The organism is Candidatus Palauibacter sp. (assembly GCF_965237495.1).
GTDB lineage: Bacteria > Gemmatimonadota > Gemmatimonadetes > Palauibacterales > Palauibacteraceae > Palauibacter.
On record NZ_OZ250143.1, the window covers coordinates 4,140,165 to 4,165,169 of the forward strand.

Here is a 25,005-nt window from a genome sequence, read left to right on the forward strand (position 1 = left end):
GCAGGTGGGAGTGGAAAGCCTTCCCTTGACGGCGCGCACGACAATCGTAGCCCGAGAGTCACGCAAGTCCGGTGAAGATCGTGATGTACGTCGCCCACGTCATCCGCCGCTCGGATCGTCCAGTTCCGGGCAGCGTTCGGGGGATTCGCGGCGTAGTCGTTCGTACGACGGGTGCGGGTCGTATTGCTCATCCTCATCGTCCCAGTGCCACCGTCGCAGGCGGTGCAGGGCTTCGCACGCCAGTGGGCCGGGACGCAGGGCCGCGCGCTCGAACACCACGGCCGCCCGCTCCGGATCCAGTTCGTCCAGGAGCCCGGCGCCATCCCCCGTCTCCTCGAACATCAGAAGCGCGGCCTCGAACGCGCCGTCGCCGTCGTAGGGGATCCCCGCGTGCGGTGGGTGCCTTGACGATCGCCATCCACGGTGTGCTGCCAGTTCGAGTGTTTCCCCGGCCATCCCTAGGCCTAGGGCGGTCTCTGGATCATGGCGGTTGCGCTCGATCGCCTGGGCCACCATGCGGTCGATGTCGGAAGTGTCGTAGCAAGGTCCTTGAGCCGCCTCCTCGGCCCCGGCCCGGATGTCGCCCTCCCAGTGAGCCCGGATCTGTTCGCCCACCCAGTCCGGGTCGGGATCGGCCGCCGACCGCGCCAACTCCAGCGCTGCCTCGTCCAGCTCCGCAGCGGAGCGGGGGCCGTTCCGCTGCGTCAGCTCCGCCACGATCTCGGGATAGTGCCAGTGGCCCACGGGATAGACCCAAAAGGCCATTCCCGGATCCGGGCAATCCGGGTGCTCGTGGCGCTCCTGCGCCACTGCGGGAATCGCCGACGGCAGCAGCGCCGCTACCCCAAACACCATTCTCGTTTTCATTTCAGTGCCCCGTTTCAACGCGGACTTTTTCCCATTGACTGCCCGTCCACCACCATATGCGGAATGTCCTGGACGAGTAGCTGGCGTCCACGGCCAGCGTGGCGTCCAGCAGCGCGGTCTGCACCTCGGACGCCGCCGTCTGGGCTATCGTTCGGGCGGCGGACTCGGACGCCGCCACCACCGCCTCCCAGGCTCCCCACACGTCGTGGTCCCCCGCCTCCGCAGTCACCGCGTTCACATGGTTGGTCTCGTGCTCCTCCACCTCTTCAAACAGATCGTCAAAGACCTCGCTCCGGTCGTCGTCCCCCCTAACCCCCGAGGAGCACCCATTGACTGTGTGAACGTTCGCGGAGCTCCGGCAAGCCCCTACGTTCCGAATGGCACTGGGAAGGGTGGCGGGGTCGTACGCCGGGCCGTTCGACCGGATCTGCGGGTTGTATCCCCAGTAGGCCCCGGCGACGGACGACGAGTTATTCTTCGACGCCACGAACCCGGTACCCGCCCAAGGCCCCGAACCTGCACCCGGCGTAAACCCGTTCAAGTAATCGAAGAAATACCCCGAACACGACCCCGCGTCCATCCGCCCCACCGTGAGGCCCATGGCGTTGCCGTAGCAGCCGTCGGGTATCCTGCTGCCGTCCACGCCACCCTGGCCCGCGGGCCAACTCCAACTCCTCGCGGAAACGACCACGTTGGCGCTCAGCGTCTCTTCGTGCTCGGTGCTGCCACCGCCTTCGGTATAGGTAACCTCGACCTCCATCGAGCCCGGTTCCACCGCTGCGCCACCCCACGACTCCTCGGATCCAGGCAGAGTCTTCTTCCTGCTGCTCGACGCGTCCGGCGTGAACGACCAGGCCGCGCTCTGGATTTCCACACCCTCATCCTTGGAAATATCACACTGCACGGTGGATCCTCGGGCGCCACTTCCGCAGGTCAGCGAGAGCGGCTGGCCCGAGGGAGGAGGGGGTGGGCTCGGGGGAGGGGTCGAGCCACTGCCGCCGGGATCGCTCCCCCCGGGCGGCTTGAGAGGTGTCAACGGGTGACCGGGAAGTGGCTGGGGCTCCCACCCGAAGAGGGCTTCGTCCCATTCCAGATCGTCCGGCCTGCTGGATGATCCTTCGGCGATTAGCTCGGGACACTGATGCATGAAAACCAGAGTCTGCTCATCCTCATACCATATGACAGTCCAGTGGCACGGAGGACGGGCGTAAGGGAGCGGGGAGCGGATCGGGACAGGTCGAACGCCGACCCCCGAATCCCGACTTCGGCCCGCGTTTTCTTCAGCCGATCCTTGCGCTTGAAGAGGACTACGCTCGGAACCGAAACCGTTACCCCGGCGTTCACATGATCGGGGGTAGCAGAGCTATAGATGCTGCTTGGCGGCGCAGGAGAGGAGCCCGTGCGATAAGCCTCGCGGAACGGATCGTCCCGCCGTCAGCCAGCGCCCGTGCCCGCGCGCGTCGCGTACGCCCTCACCAGCGCGTCGAACCCGCCTTCGTACGGTACGCCCTCCCGCGGCCGCACCGCTTGGCGCAACGCAGCTGTCGCGTCAAGCCGGACCTGTCCGAAGTGTGCCCTGTCGGACAACGCCAGCCGGACCAGAGATTCCGCGATGGCGTCCAGTTCCGCCCGGGACCTCGGCTCGAACAACTGCGTGAGCACGGCTGCGGCCGGCGCGATGCGGGATTCCTCTGGATCGCGGGGCTCGACAAGCGCCCGCAGCGCGGTCTCCGGCGTCGGGAAGCGCAGCTCCCCGCCCTCGTCCAGAACCAGCGCCCGCCGCTGGGACCATGAGAGAGACACGGCGTCCTCCTCCCGCACTTGCCCAGCCGCCGGCCACGGCGTCACGGCGCCCAAAAGCACCGCCGCAACCAACAATGTTCCTCGCCTCATGTCGCAACTTCTCCCATTGTCGCCGAGGAGCCAAGTCTCGAGCCGGACCCCGTCACGGGCACTACCGCCCGGCGTGGCCCGCAACGTCTGCTGGGGAACAGTGCGGATCCCCGCCGGTCCGGGTTCACCGATACCAACGGATCCTGCTTCGCGGACGCTGTCTTTCCGCTCGTGTGGTCAGACGGGTGGGCTACCCGGTCATCGGCTACGTCGACGAGGGGGGTAGTCACGGGGGATACTGCCCATGAGGCCACACAGGTCATGGTAAGTGGCGGAGTCCACCGGCAGCGCCCCCAGCGCCGCGTCCGTGGACGCCCCGCTGAACCGCGCGTGCCTGTAGATGAAGTCGTTCGCCGAGCACCACGTCGAGCGAAGCCCGGCTTCGCGCGACACCGGAGGCCCCGCCGCCTCGATCGCGGCGAGGAGGTACTCCAGGCCCCGGCCCTCTGGATCCGCCAGATAGACCGTGTGGAGAGCTCCACGGGCGTCCAGTACGCTGGGCATGGATTCGTTGAAGTCCGCCGCTCGGTGGCGGGCGTAGATTGCGGCGATTGGATCGTTCCTCCCATCGCCTGCCAAGCCGACCTGGTGCGTCTCGTACAACCCCACCAGCAGGTCGAACGCGGCCTCGTAGGGGACGCCCTCCTGCGGCCGCACTACCTGGCGCAACGCAGAGCTCGCGTCGAACCGAACCGGTCCAGGGTAGCCTTTGTCGGACGCCAGACGGACCAGGGACTCCGCGAACGCGTCAAGCTCGGCGCGGGACCGGGACTCGAACAGCTGCGTGAGCACGGCCACGGCCGGCGCGATGCGGGAACCCTCCGGATCGCGGGGCACGACGAGCTGTCGTAGCGCGGTCTCCGGCGTCGGGATGCGCAGCTCTCCGCCCTCGTCCAGAACCATCGCCCGCCGGTGGGCCCAAGGCTGAGGCCCCTCGTCCGCCTCTCGCGCCTGCCCCGCCGCGGGCCACGGCGCCAACGCGTCCAAGAGCACTGCCGCCACCAACATCGTTACTCGCCTCATGTCGCAACTCCTCCGTCTATCGCCGAGAATCGCAGCCTCGCGCTGGACCCCGTCACTGGCACGCCGTCCCGGTGTGGCCCAGACCCGTCGCTGTGTCGAGCACCCAACCTCCGGACAACCGGTAGTGCCAGAACCTCCCGGTCGAGGTCACCGCAGCAACGCCCGCGTTCATCCCCTCGCGCATAGTACTCTCCACTTGGCCTGCGAGACGCTCAGCCTCCGATGTGTCGGCTCCGAGGAGCGGCTCGATCTGGTCCAATAGGTCTCGGATACGTTGGGAGGCCCGACAGGTCTCGTACCTGGACGCGTGCTCCTCCTCGTGCTGCTTCACGGGATCGTGGAACGACGAACGGGCCGCGCCCGTGCCACATACGTGGTTCGTCCTGTAAACCGTGGCTACGGTGTCCAGTTGCGTGTAGTTCCGACAGTCCTGCCGAAGCTGGGCCGCCGTCACCGGTCCAGTGGTCTCGTATACCCAAGCTGGTGCAGGGTCCTGCGGTTTCAGGTCCGGATGAATGTAGAGCTGCGCGACTATGATCTCCACCGGCCACGAGACGTAGCGCGTTCCCTGCCACGGTCCCGTTCCCGAATCCGCAACAATCTCCGGGATATTGACGGAGAACAACCCCCACTCGTCTCGCTTCCAAGGTCGCGTGTGGGGAGTGCCGTACACAGCGACGGTGCGTCCGGAAGGAAAGGCCCAGGTCCGAGGCATCACTGTCACCGTCCGGTTCAACGTCTTACTGGCGATGTCCGGTCCCGAGATGCCGACCGTCATGCTGAGCGTGCTCGTGGCCGTTCCCTCCCACCTGGTGAGAGACTCTCCGGTACCCGCGGGGCGCGCCACGCCCGCTCCCGTCTCCCAGGCATAGGTAAGGCTGGCGAGCGTCACGGCGGTGTCGGTCGTCGTAACTCTGCCACCTCCGGTTGAGCCACGCGGCGGTGACTGGCAGTTCAGGTTGAACGCCACGACCCTGGATCCCTCGTCACCGTCGTCGCCACCATCGCCGGCATCTTTGGGGCCATCTTTGGGGGCCGCCCGGCGAACCACTGGGCGCGGGGACCGGAGTAGGAGTATGGGGAATGATCTCGATTCCCTCGAGGACGAACTTGGAGAGGCTGCATGGCCCCCCTACTGCATCAAAGTCCAGGTCGAGCCCTGGGCACGCCGCCGTCCCGATAACCGTGAGTCCGTCGATCTCGGACGGGACGCACTTCGTGGAGAAGACTGGGTCGAAGCAGGGATCATCCTCGGGCCTCTGCACCGCGAGCAGAGAGCGCGGCGCAGTCCAGCCCAACGCCAGCTTCCAGAGCGTGGCCCAGCGCCCGCCCCCCGGCGGCCGCGCCGACGCCCAGATCTTATCGGGAATCTCGAGCCCCAGCTCTTTGAGAATCGCCTTCACGCTCCCGTTCGCCTCCAGCTTCCCGCGCTCCGTCCCGGGGAGCAGGCACACCGCCCAGATCGCCAACTGCTGGGGAAGCACCTCCTCGCTCCCGTCCGCCTTGGGACGTTTCACGGTTACCCAGATGCTGTGTAGCCGCGCCCACACCGCCTTGGCCCCACTGTTCGCCTCCGAGCTATACTCCAGCTCGTACTTGCGGGCGACATAGCTGCCCGTCGCGCGCCGGAAATAGAACTCGCCCCCCGGTCCCCCGATCCCCTGAACGACCGTCTCCCACGACGGAAGACTGTCCACATCGGCGCTGAGCCCGGTCTGAGACACGACGGGCGCCACCATCTGCTGATCCCCCCCGGTGGCGTAAGGCGGCTCCCAAACGGAGTCGGAGCATGCCATGAGCCCCGCCGCCGATGCTCCCGCCACGAGAACCGCCAGCCAAGGCCGCGGCCCCCGGCGTTGCGTCCCACTGCACGATGGTGATTGAACGGTCGACCTGCCGGGCGCGTCGCTGTTAGGACGGTCTGAGCCGGACTTGACGCGGGCAATCCTCGACGAAGCGTCTGGAGGCGCCGCGAAGCGGGAAACTCGACGGCGGAACGGTGAGGCGGAACCGGCACGGTAACACCTGAACATCCATCCTCCCGGGCAGCACAGGACTCACGCCCGGGACTCACGCCCGGGACTCACGCCCGGGACTCACGCCTCAAATCTATCCGACACGATTCCCGCACAACACCCATTGGGGGGTTGGCACCCGGGCTGGCACCCGGGTCGTCGTGCCGGGGGATTGAACCGGGGGATCAGATCAGGTAGCCGTTCATCACGCCGTGCTGCGCAGGACCGAGGCCCCAGGCCGCGATCGCCCCGCTCCCGTCCCATGGGCACGTCGATCACTGCCCAGCAGCAGGCCCACATCGTGGCGGATGACGTGGTGCGGCGGGTCGTCGCCGGGGCGCTGCACATCCGGCGCTGAGAGCGGGAGGTCACGCCGTACTCGCGGGGTGTCCCGTGGGTGGTCGCAATGGGTGGGCGCGGGATCGACGGGTGGGAACTCCGGGGCCTATCTTCCCCGGAAGCCAACCGCCCGCCGTCGCCTGGAAGGGTGCCTCATGAGAAAGCTCCGCATCGCATCGGTCGCCATCGCGGTCTCCGTCCCCGCGGGGTCGACGACCGCCCAGGAGACCGGCCGGGGTCTGCTCACGCCGCTTCCCATGGACGGCAGCCCCGGCCACACCATTTACGCCGCCTCGTGCGCCGAGTGTCACTCCGGCGAACGCACCGCGCGCGCGCCCGGACTCACGACGCTCGGGGCGATGACCCCGCGGGCCGTGCTCAGTTCGCTCGAGGCCGGCCGCATGCGCCGGCACGGCGAGCAGTTGACGCCGGAGGAGCGCCGCGCCGTGGCGGAATGGCTCACGGGCGAGACGCTGGCCGAGACCCGTCTGCCCTCGTCCGCCTTCTGCGCGAGCGCGCCGGAGGGGACGGGCGCCGTACACTGGTCCGGCTGGGGCGGCGGCGCCGGCGAAACGGGGTTCGTGGATGCGACCCGCGCGGGGCTGACCGCCGCCGACCTGCCGAAGCTCGAACTCGCGTGGGCGTTCGGCTTTCCCGACGCGAGCCAGGTGCGCTCGAAGCCGGCGGTCATCGACGACCGCATCATCGTCGGCTCGGCGTACGGCGAGGTGTACTCGATCGACCTCGAGACCGGCTGCGTACACTGGGTCTTCGCCGGCGACGCGGCGGTGCGCGGCGCGATCGCGATCGGCGACGGGTCGGACGGGAGCCGGACCGCGTTCTTCGCGGACTTCGGGACGAACGTGTTTGCGATCGACGCGGTCACGGGCGAACTCCGGTGGCGGGCGAGCGCCGGGACGCATTCGGATCATGTGGTCACGGGGAGCGTGGCGGTCCACGAGGGCCGGGTCTTCGTCCCGCTCTCCTCGATGGAGATCCTCACCGCCGGAAATCCGACCTACGAGTGCTGCACCTCCAGCGGGGGCGTCGTTGCGTTCTCGGCGCAGACGGGCGAGCAGGTGTGGGCGTTCATGACCGTGCCCGAGACGCCCCGGCCCGTGGGCGAGAACGAGGTTGGAGCGAGGACCTTCGCGCCCTCGGGAGCACCGGTCTGGTCCAGTCCCACCGTCGACGCCGCACGCGGCCTCCTCTACATCGGGACGGGCGAGAACTACACCCGGCCGACGACCGGGGCGAGCGACGCCATCATTGCGCTCGACATGGCGACGGGGACGGCGGTCTGGACGTTCCAGGGGAGGGAGGACGACGCCTGGAACATGGCCTGCCAGACGCCGAGAAACTTCCAGAACTGCCCCGATCCATCGGGTCCCGACCACGACTTCGGGATGGCGCCGATCCTCGTCACGCGCGACGACGGCTCCCAGCTCCTCGTGGCCGGCCAGAAGTCCGGCATGGTGTGGGCCCTGGACCCCGATGCCGCGGGCGAACTCGTGTGGGCGCGCCGGATCGGGAAGGGGAGCGCGCTCGGCGGCATCCACTGGGGCCTGGCCTCCGATGGGCGGCGCGCCTACGTGCCGAACGTCGACCACGCGTTCGCGGTCATGGTCGACCCCCGCTCGGGCGTTTCGACGCAGGCGAACAGCGAGGATCCTCCCGCGCCCGGCGTCTACGCGCTCGAGCTGGCGGCCGGGGAGGTGCTATGGCGCGCCGAGCCCGATCTCGCCGTCTGCCAGGGCCGGCCGGGCTGCATGCCGTACTTCTCCGCGGCCCCGACCACGATCGAGGGAGCCGTGCTGGCCGGGAGCCTGGACGGCCACCTGCGTGCCTACTCGACGGAGGACGGGTCCGTGCTGTGGGATGTGGACACGGCCTGCGAGTTCGAGACCGTCAACGGCGTGCCGGGCCGCGGGGGCGCCCTCGACGGACCGGGGCCGGTCGTCGCGCGCGGCTACATCCTCGTGAACTCGGGATACGACCTGTTCAGCCAGATGCCCGGCAATCTTCTCCTTGCCTATCGAATCCGCCCGTAAGCCCGTTTCCGGGAGACTCGCCATGCGCGTTCGCAACACTTCGGTGCTTTCGTGGATCACCTTGGCCGCGGCGTTCGCGGCCCACGGCCTGTTTGCGACGCTCCAGGCCGCCGGCCTCGCCGCGCAGGAGCGGCGCCCCCTCGCGCTCGAGGACTACTACCGGCTGAAGGACGCGGGGAGTCCCGCCCTCTTGCCCGATGGATCGCGGGTCGCCTACGTCGTGACCTCGGTCCTCGAGGAAGACAACCGGCGGCACCGCGAGATCTGGCTCGCCGACGCCGACGGGTCCGGGGATCCGATGCGCGTGACGAGCCCGAGCTTCAGCGCCTCCTCGCCCCGCTGGAGCCCGGACGGTCGCTACCTCGTCTTCACCTCGAACCGGCCCGGCCCCGACGGATCGAGCGCCGGGAGCACCTGGTTCCTGAGGATGGATCGCCCGGCCGGGGAAGCCTTCCAGATCCCGGGGTTGGGCGGGTCCCCGGTGTTCAGCCCGGACGGCCGCTGGATCGCCTTCACGCGGCCCACTCCGCCGCCGCCCCCGCCGGAGCAGAGCTACGCATCCGATTTCGAGCGGCGGACGGTCGAGCGCTTCGACGGGCGGGTGTACGACTGGATGAACTACCGCTTCGACCGGCGCGGATACCTGTCGGACCCGCGCGATCCGAATGCGACGCCGCCCCGGGAGGTGTACCTGTTGCCGTCCGAGGGCGGAGAGCCGCGACAGCTCACGGAACTCGGCGTCGACGCCTCCGGGCTCGCCTGGAGTCCCGACAGCCGGCAACTCGCCTTCACGGCCGACGCCCACCAGCGCGACGAACACACCTACGAACGGGCCGATCTCTGGGTTGTCAGTCTGGACCGCGAGGTCCGGCGGCTCACGGACGACGGCTACACCTACTCGTCCCCGGCCTGGTCGGCCGACGGCGAGCGGATCGTGGCGCGGGGTAACGAAGGTCTCGACATCGTCATCGCCGAAGGGCGTGACCGCGGCGCGCCGTCCGACCTGTTCGTGTTCGACGCGGGGAGCGGGACGCGCGTTCGCAACCTGACGGCCGAGTGGGATCTGATCCCGGGGGGACCCGAGGTGAGCGCGGACGGCCGGAACGTCTATTTCTCCGCGGGAATCCGGGGCAACACGCATCTCTTCCGCGTCGCCGAGGCCGGGGGTGCGGTCGAACAGGTGACCGAGGGCGCCCGCCGGCTCGGCGGCTTCTCGTTCTCCGAGGACTTCTCGCGCATCGCGTTCCGGGGGACGGCGCCGACCGAGCCGGGCGACATCTGGACCGCCGATGCGGGAGGACGGGACGAAGTCCGCCTCACCGACGTCAATCGCGAACTCCTCGCCCAACTCGACCTGTCGAGCCCCGAACGTCTCCTCTTCCAGAGCCCGGACGAGACCGAGGTCGAGGGCTGGATGCTCCCCGCGCGCGGCTACGCGGCCGGGCAGGGCGGGTTCCCGATGGTGCTGCAGATGCACGGCGGCCCGCACGGGGCGTACGGGAACACGTTTTCGTTCGACCAGCAGTTGCTCGCGGGGCGCGGGTTCATGGTGCTGTTCACCAACCCGCGGGCTTCGACCGGATACGGCGAGGCCTTCCGCTGGGGGACGTGGGGCGGCTGGGGCTTCAACGACTACGACGACGTGATGGCGGGCGTCGACCACGCGATCGAGAACTACGACATCGACACGGCCCGCATGGGCGTCACCGGCTATTCGTACGGTGGCTACCTCACGAACTGGGTCATCACCCAGACCGACCGCTTCGCCGCCGCCATCGCCGGGGCCTCGATCTCCAACTGGGTGAGCGACTACGGCGTGGCCGATATCCCGCGTACCAAGGAGAGCGAGTTCTTCGGACCGCCGTGGGAGGAGCGGGGCCTCGAGAATCTGCTGCGGTCCTCTCCCATCATCCACGCGAAGGGCGTGACCACGCCGACCCTGTTCGTCCACGGGGAGTACGACCACCGCGTGCCGGTCGAAGAGGCTGAACAGATGTACGTGGCGCTCCGCAAGCAGCAGGTGCCGGCGAAGTTCGTGCGCTATCCGGAGTCGTACCACGGGGGCTGGACGCCGTGGCGCATGGTGCACCGCATGTGGGTCCAACTCGAATGGTGGGACGAGTGGCTGCGCTCCCCCTCGACGTCCGAGCAGTGATCCGGGAGATCCGTGCCATGAGACGCGGCGGTCTCGCAGCCATCCCCCTTCTCCTGGCCGGGTGCCAGGTGGGGGTAGACCTGTCGGCGGAACGCTGGTCGGACGACTACGAGCGGTTCATGCAGGCGCAACTCGTGGACCGGATGGCCTTTTGAACCCCCGGGCGGTGGGTCGTCAGGCGTCCGTGCTTGCGGCAGGACTCTTCCTGGCAGGCTGTGCGTCGGGGCGTGCTCAGGTGGAGACCGCGAGCATCCCCACTGCGACGCCGACCCCATCCGTCGCGGGGACGGCGACATCTTCGGCCGAAACGGGCGGCGCCGCGCTGTTCAACGACTCCCACTTCCACCTCCTGAACTATATCCAGCGGGGCGGGACGGCGCGGGATTATCTGGACATGACGGCTGGCCGCGTGGGGCGCGTGGCCATGTTCGGGATCCCGCTGCAGCAGAAATGGGACTACTTCCTGTCGGGCGACCACGCGCCCGATTACTACCTGAGTTCGAACGCCGACCTGTACTACTATTCGTTCGTGGACGCGGTGATCGCGCAGGAATACCTGGCCTTGCCGGAGGAGGACCGCCGGCGCGTCGATCCCATGATCACGGGCTTCAACCCGGCGGACATGTACGCCTCCGACCACATTGAGCGCGCCCTGCTCACCTTCCCCGGCGTGTTCGCCGGCATCGGCGAGTTCAGCATCCACAAGGAGTTCGTGTCGTCCAAGGTCTCGGGACACGCGGCGAGTCTGCGCAACCCGGCCCTTGACCGGATCCTGGCCACCGCCGGGGAGATCGGCCTGGTCGTCATCTTCCACAACGATATCGATCACGTCCGCCCCAGCGAGCCGCCGCATCACGCGGCGGAACTGCTGGATCTCTTCGCCCGCCACGCGGAGACGACGATCATCTGGGCGCACACGGGCCTGGGCCGCTTCATCGCCCCCGCGGAAGGTCACGTCGCGTGGCTCGACCGCCTGCTCTCCGATCCGCGCTACGACCATGTGGCCCTCGACATCTCCTGGGACGAAGTCGCGCAATACCTCGTCCGGGACGACGCGTCGCTCGAGGCATGGACCGCGCTGATCGAGCGGCATCCGACGCGGTTCCTGTTCGGCACGGACGCCGTGGCCCCTGCCGACTGGGACGCCTACGTCGGCAACTACACGGTATACGACCTGCTGTGGGAACGACTGGACCCGACGGTCCGGGAGCAGGTCGAACGCCTCAACTACGAGCGCATCTTCAACGCGGCCATTCCCCGCGTGCGCACTTGGGAGCAACGTCGACTGGCGGGCGGTACCGGAGGCTGAGCCCGGCCCCGCCTGCGGCGCGATCAGAGTTGGATGGACGCCCCTCCCTGCTCGAAATCGCAAAACTGCCCCTGAAATCATTGCAAATACCATACTGCAAACGTTGTAGATACCCTACTGGAAGCGTTGCCAATCCGCCATCGGAGAGTTAGGGTGTGATACGACGGGCGGTGACTTCGCGCTCCACACCCTCAACTCTGGTGCCGTGTCAGCAGCCATGAGCGTCACGACAAAGACCTATGTTCCTCGCGTCGCCGACCGGGAGCTGGAGGCATGCCTCGAGGCCGCCGGCGCCGTTCTCATCGAAGGTCCGCGCGCCTGCGGCAAGACGGAACTGGCCATGCAGGCGGCGGCCAGCGCTGTGTTTCTCGACGCGGACCACGCAATGCGCGAAGCGATCGATTTCGATCCGGCTTTGATCCTCGATGGCGAGACGCCTCGCCTGATCGACGAATGGCAGACAACGCCCATCATTTGGAACTACGTACGCCGAGCCGTCGATGAACGTGCCGGGCGCGGGCACTTCATCCTCACCGGATCGGCCGTTCCCCCCGACGACATCACGCGGCACACCGGGGCCGGGCGCATAATCCGTCTGCGTCTCCGTCCCATGTCGTTGTTCGAACTTGGCCGGTCGACGGGTAAGATATCGTTGTGTGACACACTGAAAGGCGTCCCCGCGCGAAGTCCGGCCGCGGAGTTGTCCGCACACACGCTCGCCGAACTCGTCTGCATCGGCGGATGGCCGGAATACCGGATGTCCCCACCCAGCCAGGCGCAGCGTGCGAACTGGAACCATGTGCAGGACGTATGCCGGGCCGATCTGCAACGCGTGGACGGCATCCGGCGCGACCCGGATCGTGTCCTCCGGTTCCTGCACTCCCTGGCTCGGAACGTCGCGACGTGTGCTTCTATGGCTACCATCGCGCGCGATGTCGCCGGACCGGGTGGCTCACTGAACGACGAGACCGCCCGCGGCTATCTTACGGCCCTTGAGCGACTCATGGTTGTAGAGAACCAGCCGCCGTGGTCACCCAGGCTGCGGTCGCGGTCGCGCTTGCGGCGCTCGCCCAAACGTCACTTCGTGGATCCTTCCCTCGCAGTAGCCGCGTTGCGCGCCGGTCCTGAAGACCTCCTCAGCGACTTCGAGTGGTTCGGGTTCCTGTTCGAGTCCATGGTCGTGCGGGATCTCCGCGTGTATGCCCAGGCCATTGACGCCGACGTGTTTCACTACCGCGACAACACGGGTCTCGAGATCGATGCGATCGTGGATGCCGGGCCCCGTCGGTGGGGGGCGTTCGAGATCAAGCTCGGGACAGGCAGAATCGACGAGGCCGCGCGGAATCTCCTCAAGTTCGCGGACAGGGTCGAAACGGAACGCTGCGGCGAGCCAGCCGCGCTGGGCGTCATCGTCGGGAGCGGGTACGGGTACACCCGCAATGATGGTGTAGCCGTGATTCCCATCGGTGCGCTCGGCCCCTGAGGCAGGCGATATTCCCGGAATGGAATCGAACAGGGACACGGAAGCGCCTCGCTGGCGGCGCTGGCTTCGGGAGGCGCGCGACATCTACGAGGGGCTGTACATCGCCCCGTACCGGGCCACGATCCACCGCGAGTACCTGCGGCAGCACGACGCGTTCATGCTGATGGGCTTCTCGGACCTCCTCGGCGTGCCGAACCCGATCCAGTTCTACATGCTCGAACTCTATCCGTCGCTCATCGAGGAGTTTCACGAGTGGCACGTCAGGGTGGGGATGGAACACCCACCCGAGGGCGGTTTCCGCTGTTGCTGAGCGAATCGAAGTCGGGCCAGCCCCGGAAGCCGCTCCCGTTTCCGGACCGGCCGATCCTCTTCTTCGGTGGCAAGGGTGGGGTGGGGAAGACCACGATGGCGGCGGTGGCCGCGCTCGACCTGGCCGCGCGGGGGCACCGCACGCTCCTCGTCTCCACCGATCCGGCGCACTCCACGGCGGACGTGCTGCAGGCGGAACTGGGCGACCGGCCGCGGCGGGTGGAGGAGCGCTGCTGGGCCATGGAGGTCGACCCGGAGCGGGAGGCGGACCGCTACATCGAAGCCGTCAAGGAGCGCGTGGCGTCCGCCGCCCCGCCCCGGCTCCTGGGCGAGGTCTACCGGCAGATCGATATCGCCCGGGTCTCGCCCGGCGCGTTGGAGTCCGCCCTCTTCGACCGTTTCACCCGCATCCTCGAGGATGAGCGGGAGGAGTACGACCGCATCGTCTTCGACACGGCGCCGACGGGCCAGACGCTGCGGCTTCTCTCGCTTCCCGAGTTGATGACGACCTGGATCGGCGGGCTCATAAAGCGGCGGCGGAAGGTGGGGGCGCTGGCTCAGATGTGGAAGAACGTGGCCGGATCCGAGGCGACGTCCGCGCTCGAGAACGACCCGCTCCTCGGGGCGCTCGAGGAGCGGCGCGACCGCTTCCAGCGCGCGCGGCGAATCCTGACCGACCCGGCGCGGACCGCGTTCGTGTTCGTCGTGATCCCCGAACGTCTCCCGATCTGGGAGACGGAGAAGGCGGTCGAGGCCCTCGCGAAGCACGACGTTCCGGTGGGCGCGATCGTCGTGAACCAGCTCCTCCCGGGGCGGGACGGCGGCGCGACGGAGGACCCGTTCCTCGCCGCGAGACGGGAGCGTCAGGCGGGCTACCTTGCGAGGATCTCAGAGAGTCTCGGAGATTGGCCTGTCCTCCGCGTCGACCTCCAGGACTCCGATCCGGTGGGGGTGGACGCCCTGAGACGGATTCCGGTATACGAACCGTAGTACGGACTTCCAGGCGGAGGTAACCCGATGAGCGCGATCGTCCTGTTGGTGATCGGCCTGCTGGCCTTTCTGACCGGAATCCTCATCTACTCGCGCTTCATCGCCGGGAAGGTGTTCAAGCTCGATCCCGACTTCGTGACGCCGGCGCACGAGTTCCATGACGGGGTCGACTACGTGCCGACGAACAAGCACGTGCTGTTCGGGCACCACTTCACCTCGGTGGCGGGGGCGGCGCCGATCGTGGGACCCGCGATCGCCGTCATCTGGGGCTGGCTGCCGGCCTTCCTCTGGGTGGTGCTCGGGACGGTCTTCGCCGGGGCGGTTCACGACTTCGCCGCCCTCTGGATCTCGAGCCGCCACAAGGGACGTTCGATCGGGACGCTGACCGAGTCGATCCTGGGCAAGCGGGCCCGCGTCCTCTTCCTGCTCATCATCTTCTTCCTGCTCCTGATGGTGAACGCCGTGTTCGCCGTCATCATTGCCAACCTGTTCATGGCGAACCCGGGGGCGGTGGTCCCGGTGTGGGGGTCGCTCGTCGTGGCGCTGGTCGTCGGGTTCCTCATCTACCGTACGGGGACGGGAATCCTCCTCCCCTCGCTGGGCGCGCTCGCCACGCTGTACGTGCTCATCTGGTTTGGGCAGGACATGCCGTTCACGCTGCCCGACTTCGCGGGGTTCAGTCCGACCGAGGCGCAGCTGGCCGCGGCGGGAGGGGATGCGGCGGCCGCGGGGGATGCGGCGGCCGCGGACGGGCAGCGAGTCGGGTGGATCTTCATCCTCTTCGCCTACACCTTCGTGGCCTCCGTCCTGCCGGTGTGGCTCCTCCTCCAACCGCGCGACTATGTGAACGGGCACCAGCTGTTCGTGGCGCTGGGGATCATCGCCGCCGGCGTGATCGTCCTGAACCCGGAGGTCGTGGCCCCTCCGGTCAACACGAACCTGCCCGCCGACACGCCCGGCTGGCTGCCGCTCCTCTTCATCACCATCGCGTGCGGGGCGATCAGCGGCTTCCACGGCCTCGTCGGATCAGGCACCTCATCAAAACAGCTCGCGAAGGAGACGGACGCCCGCTATGTGGGCTACGGCGGCGCGATCGGCGAAGGGACGCTCGCGGTCACCTCGATCATCGCGTGTACAGCGGGCTTCGCGATCTTCCTCAGCCGGGATGTTGGGGCGACGCAGGGGCTCGTCCTCTGGCAGGCGCACTACGGCAGCTTCGAGGCGGCGACCGCTGGCGCCACGACCGCCTTCGTCAACGGCGTGGGCGTGCTCGCGGGCGGTCTGGGGATCCCGGAGAGCGTGGCCGTCATCTTTGCCTCGGTCGTCGTGATCAGCTTCGCGGCGACGACCCTCGACACGGCGATACGGCTTCAGCGCTACATCATCAGCGAACTCGGCGTCGAATACAATGTGAAGGCGATCCAGAACCGCTGGGTGGCCACGGGAATCGCCGTCGTCAGCTGCGCCATCCTCGCGCTCTCGGCCGACCGGGGCGCCGGCGGCATGATGATCTGGCCGCTGTTCGGGACCACGAACCAGCTGCTGGCCGGCCTCACCCTGCTCATCGTGTCGCTCTACCTGATGCGGAAGGGGCGGCCGTTCTGGGTGACGTTGATCCCGATGGCGTTCCTGCTCGTGATGACGACGTGGGCCATGATCATCAACCTCGACCGCTTCTTCGGCGCGAACCAGTGGATGTTACTGATCCTGGGTGCGGCGATCTTCATCCTCGAGATCTGGCTCCTGCTCGAGGGCGCCGCCGCGATTCGACGTGTACGAGCCGGAAGGGTGGCATAGCACCAGGGTGCCCGCTCAGCCGTCCAGCAACGTCGGATGCGTGACCGGCGCCGATGGGGGCTTCTTCCGCGCATTGCGGACTGGTGAGTGAGTGGGCTATCGGACTGATGTCTTGGCAATAACAGACTGGGTGGAGGGGATGCGATGAGAGTCGACGAGGCAATAGAGCTGATGACGAAGGGCCTGCTGCAACGCGTGGTCGACAGCTTCACGAAGGACTTCCCGAAGTCGGATGAGGAGCGGGCGAGGGAGATCATTCTGCGGAACAGCGGCGAGTTGACCGATCCGCGGAGAATCGAGGCGGTTCTCGCCTTTGATGGCCGCCTTCAAGATCAGATCCGTCAGACGTGTGTACTCGAAGCTCTCATAGGTTCTCCGGACTGCACCGCGTCCGAGCTGGACGTTGTGGAGAACGTTACGCAGCTCCAGCAACAAGTGCTTGACGCTGCGGCCTCTCCTCAGGCCCTCCGATACGAAGATGCGCGCTCCGTCGAAGTGTTGCGTGCAGTGATGAGAGTCGCTCTGAAGGACGCCATCGTCACCAATCAGGAACTGGAACTCCTGAGAGTGCTGCGCGAGAGCTTGGGTTTGTCTCCGCTGAGCATGAGAATCATCCAGGCCCAGTTGGAGCATTTTCCCCGGAAGGGGAACCTCCTGCATACCGCGGCGGAATGCCGGGAAGCCCTGCTCAATCTGCAGCGCTGCGGCATCGTCTTCTATTGTAACCGCGCGAACGGTGGCTTGTATGTGATACCCGAGGAGGTAGCTCCGTCGGTGCGACGCGTCCTCGGTATCGAGCTAAGCTCGCACGCGTGGGGCAAACTGCTCTCTAACCTTACGGTTGCACAGCTGGCGACGATCCTCCGAGCGGAGGGCATGCCTGAGTCCGGCAAGAAGGAAGCGCGTATCGAGAGGGTGGTTCTGACTGGCGTCAAGCCGAGTACCGCGTTGGCGCGTCTCTCGAAGGAGGACCTGTATCATCTCTGCACATCAGTACCCGGCTTGAAGATCAGCGGTAGCAAGCCGACGAAAATCACGCGGATTGTTCGTCACTTCGCCAACCTGGTGATAAGGGATGTCGCCGAGGAGACACCACCCGGCGAGCGGTACTATCAGTACCTTGTGGAGTTGGCGGCCCGCGATCGAGCGAACCTGCTAACAAATCGGATCGTCACGAAAGACCGGGAGATCGAGGGCGCCTTCGAAGAGGGCACCCGTTTTCTGTTCAGCGAGAAGCTGGGACTTGAACTCCAGCATATGGAAGGGACGGATCACGCGGACGGCTGCATTACGTTCGGCAAGACCAGCGAGTTGCTCCTCTGGGACAACAAGAGCAAAGAAACCGTCTACACGTTTCCCCCAAGCCACCTGAGGCAATTCAAGCGATACATCCGCGATGCTGAGAAACGCGTCTCCTGCTTCCTGATCATCGTCCCTTCCGTGGCGGATGAAGCCTTGGCCAACGCTCTTCGATTGAAGTCCGAGTCGGGGAGTGACACCGACGTGGCACTCATTGCGGCCGAGGATCTCGTGTGGGTCGCTGAAGAGTGGCGGGCCCGCAGCTCCCGGGAATCGTTCAACCTGGAGGTTCTGAACGCCACGGGCATTCTCACGCGCACCGTCCTCGACCAGCGTATGCGGCTGTTCTTGTAAGGCCCAAGCCGGTGGGGCCGCGGGGGGTCAGGCTTCCAGTATGTCGCGGATGATCGCGTCGTGATGCCGGTGATGGAGGCGGAGGAAGCGTAGCCACTCCGGCGGCGTGAAAGGACCGAGCACAGGGTGGGGAAGCGTGCGCAGACACGCGTCCAACTCCGGCACTCGCGACGCCAGACCGGTCGCCTGAGTCCCGAGTTCCTCGAACCCGTTTCGGAGGTCGGCCGGCTCCATGCCGGCGGGAAGCGTGAACTCCGGGGCGGGCCCGCGGCCGCGCGGAATCGATCCGCGTGCCAGGAGCGACACGCCGATCTCCCGCGGGAAGTCCTCCCGTGTCTCCGGGTTCCGGCGGGCCAGCGCGTCGGTCACCCAGTCCAGCACTTTCCGGTCGGAGAGGAGGAGGTGCTCGAGATGGTCCCGAACGTTCCACGCCGAGACATCGGGTGCGGAGATGTGCAGCCGGGCCTCGTCCCGGGCGCCCGCGAGGCAGCGGTCGATTCCGTCCCGGATTCCGGCGAGGGAGTCCTGCGTCGTGTAGGAATTCGGGAAGTCTCTCATGAAACGGGAGGGGGGCGGGGCCGGCCGCCCCCGTCGGGTCGACCGGCCTCTCCCATGTCATCCACCAGCTCAGACAAGAGCGGGCTGGGCGTCAGGGGTCGATTTCGACCGCGATTTCGACCGCGATCTCCACCGCATCCATGTCATCGGTGGCGAGTTCGTCCTCGCCCGTGGGCATGCCGTTGAGTTTGAACATGTAGGTGACGACGTCGAGGTACTGTTCGGTGGGCAGCCCGCCCGGATTGTCCTCCGGCATCGTGGCCACGATCTCGTCGACGAGATCCTTCACCGAGGCGCCGACCCAGGACTGGATGAACGGTCCCCCGAAATCCTCCTCGAAGTGGCATTCGGCGCAGATGTTGTAGAACACGTCTTCCCCGCGCGTGGCCTGTTCCTCGCTGAACACGCCCTGCGTGGTTGTGACCCCGGCCTCCGCCTCGGCTTCCTGGGCTTCCTCATCCTGGGCGGCGAGCGCCGAGCCTCCGAAGACCGTCGCGATGACGGCCGCTGCGATCGACCCGTGGAGGCTCCGCCATGGTCCCCCTGCCAATATCCGCATCAAAGTCCCTCTCTGGTTGACGACGCCTGAAGAAGTGGCCCCAACCTGATTTCGAGACCGAGCCGGGGGCAAGTGCCGGCGTTCAGCCGCCCGGTCCCGCCGTCGTCACGGCCTCGTCCTCCTCCGATTCCGACTCGTCCTCGGGCGGCCGCGGCCGGTTCAGGCGTAGCGACACCCCCCCGAAGAACGACGAGCCCGAGCGCTTCACCTCATGCTCTCCCTCGTACAGGTAGTCGAGCAGCGCCTGGTCCCACGACAGCCCGGCCTTGGCGACCAGCTCCATCCAGGGACCGTAGGCGGTCTCGTCCGGCGCTTCGGTCGTTCCGCTCCAGATCGTGATGTCGGAGTCGAACCCGAACCGGCTTTCGCCGCTCGAGCCCTTGAGCGGCATCTGGATGAGGACGCTGTCCGTCATGGGGAGCCGGAACACGTCCGGATCGTGATCCGCCCCGTAGCGGCGGTAGCGCGCGTAGTTGCGCTGGTTCATCTCGAACACGTCGCGGTTCGAGTTGATGCCGCGCGTGATGTAGTCGCGGATCTCGAACGCCGCGTCCCGATGCCGAGGGTGGTCCGGACTGTCGACGTACCCGAAGCCCGGCATGAACCAGCCCTTGTTGAATCCCCAGTTGCGCTCCGTCACCCGACCCCGTCGCACGAGACCCGTGTACTCGCTGAACAGCTGCACGACCTGGTGAGACGGGTACCCGTGCGGATTGAGGAAGATGTCGGGCAGCCAGCGGCTCCAGAGCCGGTTTCGGACGGGCGCCTCGGGATAGATCGGGTGGTCGTCGCCCGAACCCGAGGTCGCGTCGATCCCCAGCGACCCCAGATAGCCGGCGTGAAGGATGAAGTCGGGGGTGATCCGGTACAGGTCGTACGCGAGCTGAGCCCCGTCCGGGTTCGTGAAGGGGTGGATGACGACGTTCACCTCGTTCAGCTTGCGCCGCTGTTCGGGGTCGGTGAGGAGGAGTTCGGCGTGCCGCAGCACGTGGCTCGTCGAGGAGACCTCGTTCGCGTGCTGGCGCGCGGAATAGATGACCGTGGGCTTGAAGGTCGTCGCCTTGACCCGGGACCAGTGCGAGGCCGCGACCGGGGGCATGAGATCCAGCGCCCAGATGTCCTTGCCGAGGTAGGACTCGCCGACCTTGTACATCGTGGCTTCGTCGAACGCGTCGGCCATCCTGGCGAGGATCTCGTGACCCTCGGGCGGCGGGATGGGGGTCTCCCACTGGACGAGGGGTTCGCCGCCGTAGCTCCAGCCCTCCGGGAGGAGCGAGCGCCAATCCGGCAGAGCCGGCGGCGTCCCGTTGGCCGCGAGGTGGGCGGTGCGGCGCGAGTCGGGGTCCTGCTCATGGGTCCACTCGGCCCACACCTCGAGCGAGCCGAGTCCGGCCCAGGCCAGCTCTGACGTGTAGAGGCCCGCCGCGCGCAGCGCCTCGATCTCGCGGAGCGTCGCCTCGATCTGCTCCGCGGACACCATGCTCCGGTCCACCTGTTCTGCGGGCGCGTAGGTGAGGAGGCTGTCGCGCACGTCCGCGTCGGTATCGACCCGCACGCGGAGGCCGAGGTGGGCGATCCCGGGCTCGCCGGCCCGCACCACGGCCAGCCGCGCGGACGGCCGCTCGAGCCCGGTCCTCGGGATGTCGAGCCGCATCGTGTCCGCCGCGCCCGCCGCGTCCTCGAAGGCCACGACCACCGCGGGCCTCGAGGTGGCGAAGCCCGTGAAGTTGACGCGCAACTCCGCCGGCGCCCCGTCCGCCCGGGGCCGCATGACCGGGAGGATCCGGCCCGGGAAGGTCAGGCCCTGCCCGCGCGAGTTCCGCCCCAGCACGTCGAAGAACTCGATCGTCCCGAAGTAGATCTCCTCGTGGAGCGCGTCCATCGGGGCGTGGATCTCGTTGTCGATCTCGAGCCGATAGTCGGGCTCGCTCATGGCGAGTTCGACCGTCAGCGCGCCGAAATAGGGCGCGTCCGCGCTCCCGCCCGTCGGGATCCCATCGTGCCGTTCCATCACGTAGTCGTAGACGGCGGGGAGCACGACGCCCTGGTAGTGGTCCCAGAAGGCCTCGGGGTCCGTCACGATCCGCTCGTCCACGAGCGTGCGGGCATCCGCGGCGGCGTGGATCCAGCCGGTCGTGACGCGGACGTGCTCGTAGTCCTGAAAGCGGTCGAAGTAAGGGCGCAGCACCCAGCGGGGCTCGAAGCTGTCCCGCACGATCTCGGCGCCGTCTCCGTCCGTGACGGCGACCTCGTAGATCGGCCCTTCGGTCGTCTCCTCGAAGCGCACCTGCTCCAGTTCGAGGCCGAGTTCGCGGGCGAGGACCTCGTCGATGGGGAAGATCTCGTGCAGCCATCGGACCGGCGTTTGGATCGCCTGCTGCGGCCACTCGGCGGGCGGGTCGTTGCGCCGGAAGCGGATGACGATCTCCCCGATGTCCCGGCTCGCGCCCCCGCCACCCACCCGGCCACTCTCCGGGCCCCGGAGTTGCGGGAGGATGACCTCCTCGAGCCACGAGTAGCCCTGCTTGAAGGCGGACAGGACGCGCACCTCGACGGCCGAGGGCGACGCGCCCGCATCGATCAGCGCCTCCCGCGCCTCCTGTTCGAGCTGGCGGCGGATCTCGGGGGGCTCGCTGAGGCGGGCTTCGACGCGGATGGGCCCGGCGGAACCCGCCGCGGGCAGGACCTGCGTCCGGAACAGCTCCCGGAAGCGGTCGACCTCGGACGGGAGCGTGAGCGTATCGGCGAAGATGGTGGCCGCCCGCTGGACGTCGCGGTCGTCGATCGTGACGCCGATGTCGGCGAGGCCCAGCGCCTCCGCCGCACGCCCGCGCACGTACGCCTCCAGACCGGGGTCGGCCTTCTCGACCGACATCAGCACGTGCGCGCGGGCGATCTGCCGCTCGGCGAGCTCGTCGGCGATGCGGCCGAGCTTGTAGAGGCCGGTCGCCGCCTGGCCCACGGGCGCGTGCCCCGACAGCGCGTCCCACAGCCCGCGCTCGACATCGTCGACCGTCGGGCGGTCGTCCCCTCGCTCCGCCAGGTGCGGAAACGTCAGGGCCAGCTGGTCGAGCGCGCGCTCCGCCCCGGCGGCGTCCGCGCCCGTCACCACGAGCGCCGGCTTCGAACCGAACGCCTCGGGGACGACCTGAATGAGCCCTTCTCCGGGCCCCAGCGCCCCGAGGTCGATCCGCGCGCTGTCGGCGAGCTGCCGCGTGAGCGGGTTGTCGACCCCGGCGAGCACGAGCGTGGGGCGCCCGCCGGGCCGGTCGATCGCCGAGGCGGACTCGGTCAGCGGCACGACCAGGCCGGTCGATTCGAGCCCGAGGCGGCCCGCGAGGTCGGGCAGCCCGTCCACCCGTCCTCGCCGGGCGCGAGCATCGCGTCGACGCGGTCGGGGATCAGCCCGCCGCCGAGCAGGCCGTCGGACGTGTACAGGTTCGAGAGGTCCATCCCGTCCTTGCCGCCGCTGCCCGGCCGGCCCGCGACCGGGCCGGGGCGGTCGGGCGGGGCACGCCCCGCGATCCGGATGGTGGGGCCGCCCGTCAGCCTCGCCTCCACGGATTCCAGCCCGGGGTAGGCGAGCGGGTCTCGCGGAGCCTCGCCGGCCCCCTCGGTGTCCGGCTCTGCCTCTGCCTCAGGCTCCGTTTCCGGCTCGGCCTCCGGCGCCTCGTCCGGATCGGGCGCTTCGTCGCCGGCGGCCAGCGCCCGCAGCGCCTCCTCCGCGGCTCCGATGTCCGCGTCGGCCACCGCGACCTCGGCGATGACCCGTCCGACGCCGGCTTGGCCGGCCCGGGCCCGTGCCTGCGTCAGACGCACGTCGGCCACCGCTACCCCCCCGTCCTCGAGCGCCGCGGTCAGATCCTCCCGCACGCGATCCAGCTTCGCCGTCGAGAGCGTCCGGGTGTGGGGGAGCACGCCCGCGAACAGGCGGGCCGCGGCCTGGAGCCCCTCATCGTCCCCGCCGACGACCAGGACCCAGGTGCGCCCGCCCTCCTGTCGCACGGCCACCGCCCCCTCGCCGGAATCCAGCGAGGCTGGATCGATCCCCGGGGACCCGAGCCCGGAGGCCGCGAGCCCGGCGCGCCCGATGACGACCGCGATCTCCTCTCCCGCGGCGGCCCGCGACAGCGGCAGATCCATGGCCATCGTCTCGAACCCCAGCCGCGCCGCGACCTCTCCCGCCGCGGCGAGGACCGCCGCCGAGGGGTCGTCTCCGAGGATCAGCGCCACGTTCACGAAGTCGGGCACGCTGTCGCCGTTCGTGTCGAGTACGAGCGTCCCCAGGTCGAACAGCGACGCGAGGTCGGGGGGGTCGGGGGGCTCCTGAGCGGAGAGAGAACCGGGAAGGCTCGATCCCGCCCCCGGGGCCAATGCGGCCGGGGGCATCGCGAACGCGGCCGCCAGGGTGAGGGTGGCGGCAAGCGGCCGCCGTTTCGCGAGCGTCTTCATGTCCAGTTCCTGTCCCGTCCGTTTACAGGCCGGCCTCCACGGGGTTGGCCAGGACCCCGACGCCTTCCACCTCGACCTCGACCCGATCGCGGGGCGAGATCGCCGCGGTCTTTCCGGGCGTCCCGGTATAGATCACGTCGCCGGGGAGGAGCGTGACGTAGCGGCTCGTGTAGGCCACGATCTCGGGGATGGAGAAGATGAGGTCGCGGGTGCGCGCGTCCTGCACGACCCGCCCGTTGAGGCGCGTCCGCAGCCGCAGGTCGCTCCAGTCCGCGCCGGTCGCGATCCGCGGCCCGAGGGGGCCGAACGAGTCGCTGCCCTTGGCCCGCAGCCACTGCAGGTCGTTGCGCTGCCAGACGCGCTCGCTCACGTCGTTGCCCGCCGTCACGCCGAAGATGAAGTCGTCGGCCTCGCCCGGACTCACGTTGCGCGCCCGACGGCCGATCACGACGACCACTTCCCCCTCCACATGCACGATCTTCGCATCCGGCGGAATCCGGATGGGTGCGTCCGGACCGACGATCGAGGAGGGAAGCTTGGCGAACAGACCCGGCGCGGGCGGGGCCTCGCGCCTGCCGAGGGGGTTGTTGTCGAGGTGGCTCCGGTAGTTGAGGCCTACCGCGATGACCTTCGACGGCGTCGTCGGCGCGAGGAGGCGGACCTGATCGAGCGGGCGTCCACGGCCCGTGCGGACCTCCCCCTCGAAGGGGGGCGCCGCGAGTTCCTCGACGTAGCCGTCTTCCACGACGCCGTCGGCGACGACCTCATCTTCGATGACGCCCCAGCGGGCGCGGTCATCGCCGCCGCCGCGATCGTCTCCCTCCCCGCCGTCGAGCGCGACGTACCGGATGTATGCGGTCATGTGGCCGTCCCGACTCCCCTCAGCCCTCTCCGGCGGGCACGTGATCGGCGAGTTCGACCTCGTACACGAGCGGGCTGTACGGGGGGATCCCCGGCCGGCCTTCCGCGCCGTATGCGAGGTCGTACGGGAGCACCAGCCGGCGCCGTTCCCCCAGCCGCATGCCCGTCACGCCCTCCACCCAGCCGTCGATCAGCGCGGTCGATCCGAGGACCATGTCGAGCGGCTCGGGCGGCGCATGGTCGTGGCTCGAATCGACCTTGCTCCCGTTCGGCAGCCGCACCGTGTAGTGGACGCCCATCTCGTCGCCGAAACCGGCCGGCGGACCGCTCCCCGCCCGCAGCACCTGAATGAAAAGTCCGCTCTCGGTCTCCTCCATCGCGTCGAGATCGACATCGAGTTCCGCCACGAAGGTGATCTCGCGCACGTCCGTGATCACGCCCTCGGGCGCGTCCGAGGCCTCGGCCATCGCAGGCATCTCGGCTTCACTCTCCGCACTCTCCGCAGGTTCGGCGTCCTCCGCGGCGTCACCGCCGCACGCCGCGCCCAGGGGCAGCAGCAGCACGGCCGGAAGCCGACGGAACCAGGTGGCTGTTCGATCCAACTGCATGAGAGTCCTCCGGTGTCGAGAGAATCCGCCGCGGGACAGAGCGCGGAGAGTCGTCGGATCGCCCGAATGTAGCGGCGTTTCAA

At 68.3% G+C, this 25,005-nt stretch carries 21 protein-coding genes; 9 read left to right on the forward strand and 12 right to left on the reverse strand.

Annotated features, from left to right (window positions below; genetic code table 11):
* Positions 1–99: 99 nt before the first annotated feature.
* From ACPXY0_RS18245 to ACPXY0_RS18270, 6 genes are all read right to left on the reverse strand, one after another.
* Entirely contained in the window at positions 100–855 is a 756-nt protein-coding gene (locus tag ACPXY0_RS18245; RefSeq protein ID WP_423927046.1) for a hypothetical protein, read from the reverse strand.
* Between the two features lie 13 nt (positions 856–868).
* Positions 869–1,771 carry a hypothetical protein gene (locus ACPXY0_RS18250; protein WP_423927048.1) on the reverse strand — a complete coding sequence of 301 codons (903 nt, stop codon included), beginning with the start codon at positions 1,769–1,771 and terminating at the stop codon, positions 869–871.
* 530 nt (positions 1,772–2,301) lie between these two features.
* Positions 2,302–2,760: a hypothetical protein gene (locus ACPXY0_RS18255; protein ID WP_423927050.1), complete on the reverse strand. Its 459-nt coding sequence runs from the start codon at positions 2,758–2,760 to the stop codon at positions 2,302–2,304.
* Between the two features lie 198 nt (positions 2,761–2,958).
* Complete coding sequence (locus tag ACPXY0_RS18260) at positions 2,959–3,783, reverse strand: hypothetical protein (protein ID WP_423927052.1); 825 nt, start codon at positions 3,781–3,783, stop codon at positions 2,959–2,961.
* A 52-nt stretch (positions 3,784–3,835) separates the two neighbouring features.
* Positions 3,836–4,753: a hypothetical protein gene (locus ACPXY0_RS18265; protein WP_423927054.1), complete on the reverse strand. Its 918-nt coding sequence runs from the start codon at positions 4,751–4,753 to the stop codon at positions 3,836–3,838.
* A 16-nt stretch (positions 4,754–4,769) separates the two neighbouring features.
* On the reverse strand, positions 4,770–5,522 hold the full coding sequence (locus ACPXY0_RS18270) for a hypothetical protein (protein WP_423927056.1): 753 nt from the start codon (positions 5,520–5,522) through the stop codon (positions 4,770–4,772).
* A gap of 770 nt (positions 5,523–6,292) precedes the next feature.
* Between ACPXY0_RS18270 and ACPXY0_RS18275 the strand changes: the two genes are divergently transcribed.
* From ACPXY0_RS18275 to ACPXY0_RS18315, 9 genes are all read left to right on the forward strand, one after another.
* Complete coding sequence (locus ACPXY0_RS18275) at positions 6,293–8,188, forward strand: PQQ-binding-like beta-propeller repeat protein (protein ID WP_423927058.1); 1,896 nt, start codon at positions 6,293–6,295, stop codon at positions 8,186–8,188.
* A 22-nt stretch (positions 8,189–8,210) separates the two neighbouring features.
* Entirely contained in the window at positions 8,211–10,343 is a 2,133-nt protein-coding gene (locus ACPXY0_RS18280; protein ID WP_423927060.1) for a S9 family peptidase, read from the forward strand.
* A gap of 17 nt (positions 10,344–10,360) precedes the next feature.
* Entirely contained in the window at positions 10,361–10,498 is a 138-nt protein-coding gene (locus tag ACPXY0_RS18285) for a hypothetical protein (RefSeq protein ID WP_423927062.1), read from the forward strand.
* Between the two features lie 80 nt (positions 10,499–10,578).
* Positions 10,579–11,652: an amidohydrolase family protein gene (locus ACPXY0_RS18290; protein ID WP_423927064.1), complete on the forward strand. Its 1,074-nt coding sequence runs from the start codon at positions 10,579–10,581 to the stop codon at positions 11,650–11,652.
* Positions 11,653–11,869: 217 nt separating this feature from the next.
* Positions 11,870–13,135: an ATP-binding protein gene (locus ACPXY0_RS18295; protein ID WP_423927066.1), complete on the forward strand. Its 1,266-nt coding sequence runs from the start codon at positions 11,870–11,872 to the stop codon at positions 13,133–13,135.
* Between the two features lie 19 nt (positions 13,136–13,154).
* Positions 13,155–13,445 carry a cory-CC-star protein gene (locus ACPXY0_RS18300; RefSeq protein ID WP_423927068.1) on the forward strand — a complete coding sequence of 97 codons (291 nt, stop codon included), beginning with the start codon at positions 13,155–13,157 and terminating at the stop codon, positions 13,443–13,445.
* Positions 13,439–14,434 (forward strand): ArsA family ATPase, encoded by a 996-nt coding sequence (locus ACPXY0_RS18305; protein ID WP_423927070.1) that lies wholly within the window; start codon positions 13,439–13,441, stop codon positions 14,432–14,434. The genes ACPXY0_RS18300 and ACPXY0_RS18305 overlap by 7 nt, the downstream gene beginning before the upstream one ends.
* A gap of 27 nt (positions 14,435–14,461) precedes the next feature.
* Positions 14,462–16,231 carry a carbon starvation CstA family protein gene (locus tag ACPXY0_RS18310; protein ID WP_423927072.1) on the forward strand — a complete coding sequence of 590 codons (1,770 nt, stop codon included), beginning with the start codon at positions 14,462–14,464 and terminating at the stop codon, positions 16,229–16,231.
* A 144-nt stretch (positions 16,232–16,375) separates the two neighbouring features.
* Entirely contained in the window at positions 16,376–17,884 is a 1,509-nt protein-coding gene (locus tag ACPXY0_RS18315; protein WP_423927074.1) for an SAP domain-containing protein, read from the forward strand.
* Between the two features lie 27 nt (positions 17,885–17,911).
* Here the strand turns inward: ACPXY0_RS18315 and ACPXY0_RS18320 are convergent, their stop codons facing one another.
* The 6 genes from ACPXY0_RS18320 to ACPXY0_RS18345 all read right to left on the reverse strand — a co-directional run bounded on the left by ACPXY0_RS18320 (position 17,912) and on the right by ACPXY0_RS18345 (position 24,922).
* The gene (locus ACPXY0_RS18320; RefSeq protein ID WP_419942898.1) at positions 17,912–18,442 is read right to left on the reverse strand and encodes a DinB family protein; all 531 of its coding nucleotides are present in this window, start codon (positions 18,440–18,442) and stop codon (positions 17,912–17,914) included.
* Between the two features lie 91 nt (positions 18,443–18,533).
* Positions 18,534–19,001, reverse strand: coding sequence for a c-type cytochrome (locus ACPXY0_RS18325; RefSeq protein WP_423927076.1), 468 nt, complete (start codon positions 18,999–19,001; stop codon positions 18,534–18,536).
* Positions 19,002–19,083: 82 nt separating this feature from the next.
* On the reverse strand, positions 19,084–22,359 hold the full coding sequence (locus tag ACPXY0_RS18330; RefSeq protein ID WP_423927078.1) for a M14 family metallopeptidase: 3,276 nt from the start codon (positions 22,357–22,359) through the stop codon (positions 19,084–19,086).
* Positions 22,293–23,453 carry a cellulose biosynthesis cyclic di-GMP-binding regulatory protein BcsB gene (locus ACPXY0_RS18335; RefSeq protein ID WP_423927080.1) on the reverse strand — a complete coding sequence of 387 codons (1,161 nt, stop codon included), beginning with the start codon at positions 23,451–23,453 and terminating at the stop codon, positions 22,293–22,295. Before ACPXY0_RS18335 ends, ACPXY0_RS18330 begins: the two co-directional genes overlap by 67 nt.
* A 22-nt stretch (positions 23,454–23,475) precedes the next feature.
* Entirely contained in the window at positions 23,476–24,315 is an 840-nt protein-coding gene (locus tag ACPXY0_RS18340) for a fumarylacetoacetate hydrolase family protein (RefSeq protein WP_423927082.1), read from the reverse strand.
* Between the two features lie 19 nt (positions 24,316–24,334).
* Entirely contained in the window at positions 24,335–24,922 is a 588-nt protein-coding gene (locus tag ACPXY0_RS18345; protein WP_423927084.1) for an FKBP-type peptidyl-prolyl cis-trans isomerase, read from the reverse strand.
* Positions 24,923–25,005 lie beyond the last annotated feature (83 nt).